Raw genomic sequence first — 12,816 nt, 5'->3', positions numbered from 1 at the left:
CGAAAGTTATTTCTCATTACAATAGGATTTATATTAAAGATAGGGGTGTACAGGAATTGCCTACCCATAAACATAAAGGCATGACGATTTTTGCAATCAGTTCAATCCCGCTTATTCTGGTATTGGGAAATTCGATGCTAATACCTATTTTGCCTAAAATGAAAACAGAACTTGATGTCTCACAATTTAAAGTAAGCTTGGTTATTTCTGTTTTTTCGATTGCAGCAGCTATATCAATTCCCATTCTGGGTTATTTATCAGACCGTTTTTCCCGTAAGGCTGTGATTATCCCAGCGCTAATCCTGTATGGAAGCGGCGGTCTGCTTGCAGGAGCAGCAGCAGCATGGTTTTCAAATGCTTATACATGGGTCCTTGCAGGTAGAATTATGCAAGGAATTGGCGCAGCTGGGACAGCCCCCATTGCGATGGCCTTAACAGGTGATTTATTTAAAGGAGGAGAACAGAGCAAAGTATTAGGGTTAGTGGAAGCATCAAATGGCCTTGGAAAAGTCATTAGTCCAATTCTAGGCTCCTTATTAGCACTTTTAATCTGGTATGCGGCATTTTTTGCTTTTCCTGCTTTTTGTTTAATTTCCGTGCTTTTAACGATCTTTTGTATAAAAGAAAAAAAAACTCAGAAAGAGCCTCCCCCATTTGGAAAATATGTAAAAGGTCTTGTTTCCGTATTTAAAACGGAAGGAAGATGGCTGTTTGCCTCCTATTTAACAGGGGCTATTGTTTTTTTTACATTATTCGGCATTTTATTTTACATTTCAGATATTCTTGAAAAAGAGCATCATATAGATGGATTGCTTAAAGGAGCCATATTAGCGATCCCACTTTTATTTATGACCACAACATCTTATATTACAGGCAGTAAAATTGGCAAAAGAATGAAACTGATGAAGGCTTTAATTATTCTTGGGTTATTATTGATGACCGGTTCCTTTGCATCTCTCATACTATTCAAGAAACTTATTCCCTTTTTTGCTGTACTTGTGGTGAGCAGTATCGGGACTGGATTGGTTCTTCCGTGCTTAAATAGTTTAATTACAGGATCTGTCCCTTCCGATCGAAGAGGATTCGTTACGTCCTTATATGGATCTGTCAGGTTCTTGGGAGTAGCCATTGGACCGCCGATTTTTAGCAAGTTAATGGAATGGTCACGCATGGGGATGTTTTTATCCACCGCCGGATTAACATTGCTGAGTGCATTACTTTGTCTTGTATTAATCCATGTAGCCAAAAAAGAACCAACAGACAAAAAAGATACACTGTTTGAAAAATTACAATTTTCTTAAAGGAATGATTAGCTTGCAGATTTATTTTTCACCTGAAGTTATCACGCCGCATTTTCAGGTTCTAAATGTTGTTGATTCAGCAAATAAGGCAGTCGGGAATGTTGCTTTTTTATTTGATGAAAAAAAACTGTTCGTTTATGGAATTCTGGAAGAAGAAGGTGTAGGGTTGGATTTCAAAGATCTTGTCACTCCATACTTAAAGGGGTTAGCGAAAGCAAAACCCGGTATCGATATATTTTCTTGTCTTTATGTAGGGTGCAAACAAATCAAACTGAATGAAGAAGAGGAAAAGAAATAAAATAACCCCAGCAGATCATAAATAGTCAATCACCTATGCCCCTTCATTATTTTTTTGTAACAAGGCATTTAACCACTTCATATTTTATGATGTAATGTTAGTGATGAAATAATGGAGTGTGGCAAATGAGCGTTGGCATCATCATAATGGGGCTCTTAATTGGCTTTATGGTTGGATTAACCGGGGTTGGCGGTGCTGCACTTTTAACACCTGTTCTGATTCTATTTGGGATCAGCCCCTCCATAGCTGTTGGAACGGATTTAATCTATAATTCGATAACTAAACTTTTTGGTTCTTATCAGCATTGGCGACAAAAAACGATTCAATTCAAATTGGTAAAATACCTAGCGGCTGGAAGTGTACCTAGTGCAATCTGTGCTGTTGGAGTCCTCCATATATTTGATAGTTTTTTTCATAATCAGGAAATCATTATTAAACATGCATTAGGGTATGTACTAATTTTGGTATCTTTCATTACATTGGCTAAAACATTTTTTAAAAGTAATGGTCAAATGAATCGATACCAATTAAAACCGTTGCATGAAAAACGCGGATTAACCATCGCTATTGGTGCAATCTTAGGTTTTATTGTTGGATTGACTTCCATCGGGTCAGGCTCATTATTCGCATTAGCCATTATTTACCTGTATCGGTTGAGCCCTTCAGAATTAGTAGGAACAGACATCGCTCACGCTCTTTTACTGGTATCTGCTGCCGGGTTAATGCATGCCGGAATTGGTAATGTTAATTATTTATTAGTCATCAATCTTTTAATAGGATCTATACCGGGAGTTATGATTGGCAGTACTTTGTCTGCCAGGATTCCTGCAAAACCCTTAAGAACGATCATGGCATTAATGATTTTAATTAGCGGATTGAAACTAATATAATATTTTCCAAATTTAATCAAATACAAAAACACGATTGCCTGTGCAACCGTGTTTTTGTATGGCTTTATCGTCATTAGTCCGATAAAAACTTGTCCTTTACTGAAATCATCTGACATATAATGTGACGAAAGCCGTTTTTGGGGGAGGTACATATATGTTTCAATTCTTGGAAAAAGCCGTATTGGGAATGGCTTTATTACGAATAATATCAGGTTGTATTGAAATAACTGCAGCATTCTTAATGATGAAGTTTAATACAGTAGATAAAGCGCTTATGATCAATAGTTCACTTGCCATTATTGGACCGTTGATTTTAATTACCACTACAACCATCGGGGTTATTGGTTTAGCGGACAACATATCGCTAATGAAGTTAATTTGGATTTTCCTAGGAGTTTGCCTGATCTTGATTGGTATAAAATCATAACGCAACCCGAAAAATATAGAGACCTTCCAGCTTTAGAAAGGTCTCTACCTATTTTAGGTTTCCTTTAATCTTGATCATTATTAAACCATTCTTCTTCCCACTCGTCTTCTTCATATTCGCTGCACCACTTATAATTGCGCTTTTGGAAGGTAAGAATGTAGTTTTTCAACATTTTATAGCGAATTAATTTTTGATCTTGAGTTAGAGCACCTGCCCAAGCATACGTTTCAATTAAATCGATATAATCCATATAGATTTGATGATAAATTTGATCAAGTCGTTTTTTTTGTGCCAAAGTAAATCGAATATCTTTTGTACAGACTAAATCCGAATCTTCCTTCTCTATTTCTCCATTTTTAGTTTCAGTTTCTTCATTATTTTTTTCTTCGAAAATCAATCTTTCAACGTCTCTATTTTCGTTTTCGTCTATGACTGCAGCGAAAGTCTGTAAAGGAAGGAACAAAATGAAGGGCAGAAAAAATAAGATGGTCACATATTTTTTTAACATCCTTATACTCCTTGATAGAATAGGTAAAGTTGCACATCTTTATTTGACATGCAACTTTTAATTTCCTTTCTTTTAATCATCTAAATGATCGTCGTCATCATGACGATCATCCCCATGATGGCCGTCATCGTCCTGTGTCCCTTCTTTTTCAACCTCTAATACTTTTCCAGACTTTGCGTCAACCTCAACCTCATAAATGGTGCCTGACTTTTTAATTTTTACTTCGTAATGCTCCCCTCCATCATCATTTTCTAACTTAATGGAGATGAATTCACCATTTACCTTTTTCAATGCAATCTCTTTTGCTTTTTTCGCTGAAATAGGATGGTTTACAGTGTTGTAGCCACTCTCAGCATGTGCATATCCCGCAGAATAAATTGCTCCACAGCCAAAAGAAAACAGAAAGACCAAAGTGATAATTAGTTTTTTCATACTCTCATACTCCTTTTATTTTTTCTTATCTTGTGCAAGTAAGAAAATGTTATTCAGAGGAATGGAACTTTTAAACAAAGTGAATTTGTCCTAAAAGGGCGGGTCATATAGGACAAAGCCGTTACCATGTTGTTCCATTGAGCAAATAATACAGTATCAACATGAGGAGGGAGGAGCGCAATGGGCGTAAATGCATTATTTCATTTTCTAAACACAGGGAATCAAAGAATATTCACTAGATTAAAAAAATGGCTGCAAGCCTGGAGGATTAAAAAAACAAAAAAACTGGACAATGATCAGTTTTGTTGGAAACTTGGGGTAGATTCACCTTTCTACTTCAGTTCGGAATTTGCAATTGAACATTCATCCATTACAATTATCGGATCTCAAATCACTCATAATCCTTCATGGCCAGTTAAATATTCAATTGTAAAAAAGAAAATATTTGGTACATCTTTACAGTTTTTTGATAGTGCCGTTTACTATGGAGATTTATCAGAAGGCGAGTTGTATCATACTTTTCATCTCCCTAAAGGCACTGGCTATCAACTAATGGTCTTCAACTATTTCAAATACCATACAAGCGGGGAAATTAAAATCACGCAATAGGAAGATCTTCAGCTGCTGGAGTCCGCCTATTTTCTTTTACTAGTCGAATTGCCCATGTCCAAAGGACAACTTCGGCATAACTTATGTAGAGAATCACGAAAAAAGGAGGGATTACAGAATGTTTAGCTTATCCGGGGCTGAAATTAGTCATTTTCTACTTGCGATGGGCTGTTTATTGGCGGCAGCACATTTACTAGGATATCTGGCAGAACGAGTCTATATCCCCCGCGTCATTGGGGAAGTTACAGCAGGATTGGTTCTTGGCCCAACGTTATTAGGGTATTTCTTTCCACATACTTTTAAATGGATGTTTTTAGGGTTCCCATCAGAGGATAAACTTTTTGCGCTCGTTTATCAGATTGGCTTGTTGATGTTAATGTTTTGTTCTGGACTTAAGTTTCAGACACAATTTAATAAAGAGGATGCCAAACTTACTTCCGCTTTAGTAATAGGGTCAACATTGCCTGCTTTTATCATAGGGTGGATTGCCGCTCAACATATTAACATAACGCATTTAATAGGCACGGCAGACAATATGTTAGCCATAAAAATTGTCATAGCCATCTCCATCGCTGTCACTTCGATCCCTGTTATATCGAAAATTTTCAATGATCTTGGTATTATGCATTCCCGTTTTGCAAAGATTGTGGTTGCATGCGCCGGAATTCACGATATTATCCTCTGGGTGGCATTAGGTTTCGCTACAGCCATAGCCAGCGAAGGCAGTGCTTTTACAGTTAAAACAGCATTTATAAATATTGGCATTTCGTTTGGATTTATTATCGGAACTTTACTGCTTGGTTATTTATTATTCAAACGCATGACGATCATTAAACAAAATATTCTATTCCGCTCATCCAATCTAGGATATTTCTTAATTATTATGTTTATCCTTGCCTCATTAGCCGGAAGTCTTCATGTAGAAACATTTTTCGGTGCGCTTATTGCAGGGATCGTGGCAAAAGTAGCATTACCCAAAGCGGTCTCCGAACGACTTGAGCAAAGTGTCTCAAACATTTCATTTTCCTGGTTTATTCCGATTTACTTTGCAACCGTTGGTTTACAGCTTGATCTTGTCAAGCATTTTGACTTTTTATACTTCCTTGCGTACCTATTATTTGCGACTTTAACACAAACTGCCGCGGTTTATCTTACTGCCCGCTTCGTTAAGCAAGACCCGTTTACCAGTTTTAACTTGGGAATAGCCATCAATAACCGCGGGGGGCCGGGAATCGTCCTTTCATCAGTAGCTTACACCGCTGGCATCATCAATCAAGAATTTTTTGCCATTCTTGTGATGCTCGCTCTAGTTACTTCCTGGCTGCCTGGTACGTGGCTTAGAATTGTGATGAATAAAGGATGGCGGCTTATGCCAGGTGATGAAAAAATCATTCCCGATCTAAGGAATGATGACAAAATCAAATCAATTAATCAATATTATAAGTAAAGCCGGGAGAACCCGGCTTCTTTTTTCATGTATCCATTTTTTATTCTTACTTCTCTGCCGCCATTTTCGGTTTCATCACCATGTTTAAATCATTCGCATACCAATATGCAACCGCAGTGGCGGCTAATAATAATAGTCCAGTGATGAGAAAAACACTTTGGGCTGGAAAAATCCCGCCAAGAAAACCACCAATCATGGGCCCTACCATACCGCCAATTTGATTGGCTGTTTGATTCAAACCGAATGCTCTACCACGGAAGTCATCTGGTGTAGATTTCACCACAAGCCCGTTTAATGCTGGGAAGACGGCACAGAAGAATATACCATAAATAAAACGTATCACGGAGAATCCCCAAATATGAATAAATAATATTTGTGCCAGGGATCCAACCCCACCGCCTAGAAGGCCTATTACAAGGACACGTTGAAAGCCAACCTTGTCTGCCCGCTTCCCCCAATATGGAGCAAATATGGCACTAGCGATTCCAGGAAGTGAGAATACGATACCGGCTATAAAGGAAGCTTTATCCGACGAGCCTCCGAGCTTTACAATATATAAGGGTAAAATTGGCTCAACAGTCATAATCGAGCAGCTTGTAACAATAGTTAAGATTAATACCAAAATTAACGGACGATTGCAGCATGCATATTTAATATCATTCTTTACTGATCCTCGTTCCTTGCTTGGAGTGAAATTTTCTTCCGTCACCCAAAAAATAATCAGTAAAGTTGAGATCAACACAATAATTCCAGCACTGGCGAATGCCCACCTATTCCCTACTAAATCTGCAATCCCCCCTCCCAGTAGCGGCCCCACAATCCCTCCTGAGGCGGAGGCTGTTGAAATTAGTGACAGCGCGTAGCCTACTTTATCACTGGGGGTATTCGTACCGATCAAAGCAATTGAACCTGGAATAAACCCGCTTAATAACCCCTGAAGGAACCGTAACACAAGCAACTGGTACGGATTGGTGACAAATGCAGTTAAAGTGTAAATGGCAAATAGAACAAAACCAGCACGTATGATCATAGGTTTTCTGCCATATTTATCTGCAATCCTCCCCCAAAAAGGCGCTGAAATAGCACCTGCAAAAAAAGCAGCACTAAATAACAGCCCTGACCATAATTCAGTATTTTGCGTGACACCGATTTTGAGAAGAAAAATGGGCAAAAAAGGAATGACCATAGAAAAACTTGCTGACGTGAAAAAGACTCCAATCCAAAGCACAAATAAATTACGTTTCCACATTACCATTTTGTTTCGCTCTCCCAAAGGTCATCAGAATACACAATGCTTCTTATCCGACGATCGTATTTAATTACTGTTATAATAACATAGAAATCATTTATTTTCACTCCCGAAATATTCGCCTCTAAAAATAATAATATCTATCTTTAAGCATCTGATCATTTCGTTTCTCTGAACATACGCTGGCAGAATAGCTAATATAATATAGAAGACAAACCTTTGCTAAAAAGATATCTTTCGTTTTCTAAAGATTCTTATAATCGATTTTTTTGCGCTCTATTCTTTAATTGTTTGTGGTTAACTGGTAAGATAGATGCTAGGAATGCTTTCATAAATATAAATGAAAAATATATAATGCTAGGCTTCATGCTAGAAAAGAGGTACAAAATGAATCACATATATGAAAAGACGAGAAATATTTTCACAAAATATCCTGGTTTTTTCTTTTTAGCCGTCTTTTTCCTCTGGATTAAAACATATATCGCACAACTGACTCAATTTAAATTAGGAATTGATGGCCCATATCAGCAGGTTCTGTTATTTATTAATCCATTGGGTTCTTCATTGTTATTTTTAGGTATAGCCTTCTTTTTAAAAGGAAGAAAAAAGTATATTTGGCTGATGATCATTTATTTTCTACTATCCGTTCTTTTATATAGCAATATTTTATATTATCGTTTCTTTACAGATTTCATAACAATGCCAACATTAACACAGACAAAGAATTTCGGAGATGTCAGCAGCAGTGTACCGACATTATTAAAACCATACGATTTCCTTTTTTTCCTTGATTTCATCATTTTGGCAGCACTCCTTGCATTTAAGGTAGTCAAAATTGACCCGATTGATGTAGACCGACGCAAGATCTCTTTTTATTTCTCGCTTGTTATGGCCATTTCTTTTGCCAATGTTGGTCTGGCAGAAATCGACCGTCCCGAATTACTGACAAGAGGTTTTGATCGAAATTATATTGTGAAATATCTCGGTTTATATAACTATGCCATCTATGACGCTGTTCAAAGCACTCAAGCATCTGCGGAAAGAGTTTTTGCAGATTCAAATGATATTACAGATGTTTTAAATTACACTAAATCCCATTATGCTGAGCCTAATCCTACATATTTTGGTGCTGCTAAGGGCATGAACGTTATTTACTACCATTTGGAATCATTTCAGAATTTCTTAATAAATTACAAATTACATGGCGAAGAGGTAACTCCATTCTTAAATTCGTTAACTAAAGACAAAAATACCATTTACTTTGATAATTTCTTTCATCAGACAGGACATGGAAAAACTTCTGATGCTGAATTTATTTTGGAAAATTCTTTATATGGACTGCCGCAAGGTTCTGCATTTATGACGAAAAGTTTAAATACATTCGAATCAGCACCTGCCATTTTAGGGCAACACGGGTATACTTCCGCTGTATTCCACGGCAATACCGGAAGTTTCTGGAATCGAAACGAAGTATATAAATCATTGGGCTATGATCACTTTTTTGATGCAAACTATTACACGATCAACCAAGATGACACCGCGGAATATGGTTTAATGGATAAGCCTTTCGTTCAACAAACGATGCCAATGTTGGAAAATTTGAAACAGCCATTTTATGCTAAACTTATTACAGTTTCAAACCATTTCCCGTATCCTATTAGTCCAAAGGATGCGACGATTGCACCAGCAGACACAAACGTACAATATATTAACTCATACTTCCAGACAGCCCGTTATGCGGATGAAGCTGTAAAGCAATTCTTTGATTACTTAAAAGAATCCGGTTTATATGATCATACTGTTGTGATTCTATATGGAGACCATTATGGAATTTCATCTGATAATGACAGTTCTATGTCACAAATTATCGGCAAAGAAGTAACACCGTTTGAAAGTGCTGGTTTACAACGGGTACCTTTATTCATTCACGTACCGGGAATGAAAGGCGGCATTAATCACGAGTATGCTGGACAAATTGATGTTTTACCAACACTTCTTCATTTATTGGGAATAGATTCAAAAAATTATATTCAATTTGGAACAGACCTATTGTCAAAACAGCACGATGACCTGGTCCCTTTCCGAAATGGTGATTTTGTGAGTTCGACCATCACCTCAGCCGGTGGAAAATTCTATGATTCAACCACAGGGCTGGAAATAGGAAGTGATCAATTGGCGGAGGCTAAAAAAGATCAGGATATTGTGGATCAAAAATTATCCCTATCGGATAAGATCGTAAATGGAGATTTACTGCGATTCTACACTCCTAAAGGCTTTATACCTGTTGACCGTTCAAAATATAACTATCAAAAAGTACAAGACACAACATCTAAAAAATAATAAAGTAAACTGCGTAGTTGCACTTATGCCTGAAAGGAAAGTTATACTTTCCTTTCGACTAAAAAAGGCTGCCTCAAAAATATTGAGCAGCCTTTTTCCAGTTCTATTTATATAAGGGTTTTATTTAGTTTACTTTTCCGAAGGGCCTGTTTATCTCGAATTCTCGTTAATCTTTTCGCTTTTTCCTTTTCGTAAAAATAATAAACAATAAAATAAGAAGCAAGGCCAAGAACGACGCCAAAAATAGTCATTCCGATTAGAACATGTACCCCGCCATGAAGGATACTGATTAATCCGCTGAAATCACCATGTAACAAACTTTTGAATGAAAACGGAGGACTATTTCCAATTTTCACTTTCATTGGAAAGATCATCTTGCCAATTGTGCGGGCAAATGGTAAGAGGATAACCGGAAGAAAAGTTAATTTTCCGATAACATTACCAATTATGGCAGCAGGAAATGACCCTTTGGCTAAACGAACGATAGGAATAAACAATATATATATGAGGGAAGCAGATGAAATGACAAGCATTTCCAAGCCGAATCCGATTGCAAATCCCAACGCCACTTTTTTGGCCCCTCCAGGTGACCGAAACAATTTAATAAAATTCAACTTAAAAGCACGACCGATGCGTTGGAAGAAATTATATTTTTTGGGTTTAACACGCAATTTTTTGCCCTCCTTATGCAAACAAAGATGTCATTTATTTAAAGTGATCTAATAAATTCGAAATTAATTGCTGGATCTTAAGATGTACATTTCTCCATATTGAAAATGAAATACCACTATAATTTGATAATAAGTGACAACAAGCCTGTTGTAAACAAATTTAAACGCCTTATTGTCATTTTATTTACAGCTGTTAAAAAATCAAGTCATTTCATTTGAAAATTGTGTTTTAATTTCAATTTAATTTATCCTAAAGGAGAAGACATATGTTTAAAAAACAGCCTACCATACTTGTTTACCATTCAAACCAAGCAGAAGTATTTGCGGAATATATCCGCCAATTCGGTCTTTCATCCACTATATTGACTGCGTCGAATCCAGAGGAAGCTGAACGACAGCTAGAAAATACTGAAGTCATCTTAGGATGGAAATTTCCTACCTATCTTTTAAAACAGCCTATCGCCTCATCTGTTCAATGGTTTCAGTCAACTGGTGCGGGGATAGATGATCTCATAGCGGACAAAACCATTCCTGAACATGTGATGGTAACCAGAATTGTGGATCAATTCGGGAGCTATATTTCAGAATATGTTTTTTCCTTTCTTTTGTACATCATAAAAGACATGCAAAGGATGAGAAAATCGCAAATGGACAGAAGTTGGGATCCATTCATTTCGGAATCTTTAGAAGGTAAAACAATTGGTGTTGCAGGACTCGGATCAATTGGATCAGAAGTTGTCCAGAAGGCCCGCGCCTTTGATATGAGAGTATTTGGATTGAGCTTTAGCAGTAAACATGCTTTATTAGTTGATCACCACTTCACTCCGGATAAGTGGAAGGAATTTGTTTGTGAGCTAGACTATTTGGTACTGACCCTTCCATTGACTGATTCAACACGGTATGTCATGAATCGAGATATGTTAATGGCCATGAAAGAGGATGCCTGCTTGATCAATGTTGGCCGAGGAGCATTAATAAATGAAAATGACCTGGCTGCTGTGATGGAATCAGGTCACCTAAAAGCAGCGATTCTCGATGTTTTTGAGATCGAACCACTGCCAAAAGACCACCAATTTTATTCCTTGCAAAATATCTATCTCACATCTCATTTGTCAGGTCCTAGTACGGTTGAAGGGGTCAGCCGCTTTTTTGTGGAAAATGTAAAAAAATATATGAATCACGAACCGTTACAAGGTTTGGTTGACCGTTCACTTGGTTATTAAGCCATTTTTCTGAAAAAGTTAAAGAAAACTCGCCGACTGGCGAGCCCGTTAGTGCGAAGACAGAGGCGTAGTTCCTTGAAAAGCACATCTTCCGACTGCGAGGCTAATGCTCACGAAGCATCCCTTAGTGCACTTATGCCTGATAGGAACGCTTTCCTATCAGGCATATAAAAAACGCCATTAACTGGCGTTAAGATCATTGTTCATTATTTTTATTAATCATCTCTTTTACGTCTTGAACCATTTGATCAAAAGATTGATTTACTCGATTCATCATTTGATCTGGATCATTGTTTTGATTAGGATTTGAATTTGGATTTTCTTTTGTATACGAATTATCCATCTTAACACCTCCTATTTTAGAGTGTGTAATGATGGATAAATATATGACATTTATCCGTGAAATCTTATATTGTTTTACTTTTTCATTCTTTAAAAGCATTAGATACCATATTATCCGTATGAACAAAAAAGACCGCCTTTTTCTTATTGTCTATTCCCCTTTAAATTGCGGTGCACGCTTTTCGTTAAATGCTTCAAGTGCCTCCACTCGATCTGTTGACGGGATGATGACCTCATACGCTTTAGATTCTATGGCCAATCCTGTCTTAAGATCTACATTGCTGCCGTAATTGATCGCATATTTAGCTTGTGTAACTGCTAAGGGTCCATTTTTCATTATTTCTTCCGCTAAACGTACAGAGCTTTCTAGCAATTCGTTACGATCCACCACTTTATTAACTAAGCCTAAGTCATATGCCTGGATTGCATCAATCTTTCTAGCTGTTAAAATTAATTCTTTTGCTTTTGATATTCCAATTAACCTGCACAAACGTTGAGTTCCACCCGCTCCTGGGATAATGGCCCAGCTTACCTCGGTTAATCCCAATATGGCCTCTTTCACCGCAAATCGAAAATCACAGGCCAATGCCAGTTCAAGACCGCCGCCAAGCGCATAGCCGTTAATTGCTGCAATTGTCGGCTGTGGGAGCTCTCCAATTTTTGTAAATACTTCACCGATCAAATTCACATTTCGTCTAACTTCTTTTTCGTTTAATGTTCGTCTTTCACGTAAATCAGCACCTGTACTGAACGATTTTTCTCCAGCTCCAGTAATAATGACAACCCTGATATTTCGGTCAAATTTAATTTCATTTACTGTTTCATTTAATTGATAAAGCGTTTCCAAATCAAAACAATTAAATTGCTCAGGACGATTAATCGTGACCACCGCTAAATGTCCATCCACTTTTAACTCTATTTTTCTCATGTATATTCCCTCCTTAAGATATGATTTTCCTCATGATCATGAGAAAGATTGGCATTCATTCTATTTTATGTAATCTATTAAATAGTATATAAGATTCAAACACTTTATGCATTCATTCTTGATAGATTAGTAACTAAGGAAAATACTTTTT

Annotated in this window: 14 protein-coding genes; 8 read left to right on the top strand and 6 right to left on the bottom strand. The window is 37.1% G+C overall.

The window, feature by feature from the left end; genetic code table 11:
- The first annotated feature begins 80 nt into the window (after nucleotides 1-80).
- The 4 genes from HPT25_RS17810 to HPT25_RS17795 all read left to right on the top strand — a co-directional run bounded on the left by HPT25_RS17810 (nucleotide 81) and on the right by HPT25_RS17795 (nucleotide 2,916).
- Nucleotides 81-1,301 carry an MFS transporter gene (locus HPT25_RS17810; protein WP_173071238.1) on the top strand — a complete coding sequence of 407 codons (1,221 nt, stop codon included), beginning with the start codon at nucleotides 81-83 and terminating at the stop codon, nucleotides 1,299-1,301.
- Nucleotides 1,302-1,305: 4 nt separating this feature from the next.
- Complete coding sequence (locus HPT25_RS17805; protein ID WP_376767941.1) at nucleotides 1,306-1,599, top strand: hypothetical protein; 294 nt, start codon at nucleotides 1,306-1,308, stop codon at nucleotides 1,597-1,599.
- 125 nt (nucleotides 1,600-1,724) lie between these two features.
- Nucleotides 1,725-2,489, top strand: coding sequence for a sulfite exporter TauE/SafE family protein (locus HPT25_RS17800; protein ID WP_173067119.1), 765 nt, complete (start codon nucleotides 1,725-1,727; stop codon nucleotides 2,487-2,489).
- A 154-nt stretch (nucleotides 2,490-2,643) separates the two neighbouring features.
- Entirely contained in the window at nucleotides 2,644-2,916 is a 273-nt protein-coding gene (locus HPT25_RS17795; RefSeq protein ID WP_173067116.1) for a YqhV family protein, read from the top strand.
- A gap of 64 nt (nucleotides 2,917-2,980) precedes the next feature.
- On the opposite strand, the gene HPT25_RS17790 is transcribed toward HPT25_RS17795, so the two are convergent.
- Together HPT25_RS17790 and HPT25_RS17785 are read right to left on the bottom strand one after the other, a co-directional pair.
- Nucleotides 2,981-3,424, bottom strand: a complete 444-nt coding sequence (locus tag HPT25_RS17790; protein ID WP_173067113.1) for a DUF2680 domain-containing protein — start codon at nucleotides 3,422-3,424, stop codon at nucleotides 2,981-2,983.
- 72 nt (nucleotides 3,425-3,496) lie between these two features.
- Nucleotides 3,497-3,856, bottom strand: coding sequence for a PepSY domain-containing protein (locus tag HPT25_RS17785; protein ID WP_173067110.1), 360 nt, complete (start codon nucleotides 3,854-3,856; stop codon nucleotides 3,497-3,499).
- Nucleotides 3,857-4,036: 180 nt separating this feature from the next.
- On the opposite strand from HPT25_RS17785, the gene HPT25_RS17780 reads away from it, so the two are divergent.
- Complete coding sequence (locus tag HPT25_RS17780; protein WP_173067107.1) at nucleotides 4,037-4,465, top strand: hypothetical protein; 429 nt, start codon at nucleotides 4,037-4,039, stop codon at nucleotides 4,463-4,465.
- 118 nt (nucleotides 4,466-4,583) lie between these two features.
- Nucleotides 4,584-5,912, top strand: a complete 1,329-nt coding sequence (locus tag HPT25_RS17775; RefSeq protein WP_173067104.1) for a cation:proton antiporter — start codon at nucleotides 4,584-4,586, stop codon at nucleotides 5,910-5,912.
- Nucleotides 5,913-5,958: 46 nt separating this feature from the next.
- Here the strand turns inward: HPT25_RS17775 and HPT25_RS17770 are convergent, their stop codons facing one another.
- The gene (locus HPT25_RS17770; RefSeq protein WP_173067102.1) at nucleotides 5,959-7,167 is read right to left on the bottom strand and encodes an MFS transporter; all 1,209 of its coding nucleotides are present in this window, start codon (nucleotides 7,165-7,167) and stop codon (nucleotides 5,959-5,961) included.
- Nucleotides 7,168-7,548: 381 nt separating this feature from the next.
- On the opposite strand from HPT25_RS17770, the gene ltaS reads away from it, so the two are divergent.
- Nucleotides 7,549-9,501, top strand: coding sequence for a lipoteichoic acid synthase (gene ltaS, locus HPT25_RS17765; RefSeq protein ID WP_173067099.1), 1,953 nt, complete (start codon nucleotides 7,549-7,551; stop codon nucleotides 9,499-9,501).
- Between the two features lie 107 nt (nucleotides 9,502-9,608).
- Here the strand turns inward: ltaS and HPT25_RS17760 are convergent, their stop codons facing one another.
- Nucleotides 9,609-10,172: a DUF2062 domain-containing protein gene (locus tag HPT25_RS17760; RefSeq protein WP_173067096.1), complete on the bottom strand. Its 564-nt coding sequence runs from the start codon at nucleotides 10,170-10,172 to the stop codon at nucleotides 9,609-9,611.
- Nucleotides 10,173-10,438: 266 nt separating this feature from the next.
- Here HPT25_RS17760 and HPT25_RS17755 point away from each other — a divergent pair, with 266 nt between their 5' ends.
- Nucleotides 10,439-11,395, top strand: a complete 957-nt coding sequence (locus tag HPT25_RS17755) for a D-2-hydroxyacid dehydrogenase (RefSeq protein ID WP_173067091.1) — start codon at nucleotides 10,439-10,441, stop codon at nucleotides 11,393-11,395.
- A 196-nt stretch (nucleotides 11,396-11,591) separates the two neighbouring features.
- Here HPT25_RS17755 and HPT25_RS17750 read toward each other — a convergent pair whose 3' ends face one another.
- Entirely contained in the window at nucleotides 11,592-11,738 is a 147-nt protein-coding gene (locus tag HPT25_RS17750) for a hypothetical protein (RefSeq protein ID WP_173067088.1), read from the bottom strand.
- Nucleotides 11,739-11,888: 150 nt separating this feature from the next.
- Nucleotides 11,889-12,665, bottom strand: coding sequence for an enoyl-CoA hydratase-related protein (locus HPT25_RS17745; protein ID WP_173067085.1), 777 nt, complete (start codon nucleotides 12,663-12,665; stop codon nucleotides 11,889-11,891).
- Nucleotides 12,666-12,816: the final 151 nt, after the last annotated feature.

The sequence above is a fragment of the Neobacillus endophyticus genome (assembly GCF_013248975.1).
GTDB lineage: Bacteria > Bacillota > Bacilli > Bacillales > Cytobacillaceae > Neobacillus > Neobacillus endophyticus.
This window is presented reverse-complemented; position numbering and strand designations above follow the sequence as displayed.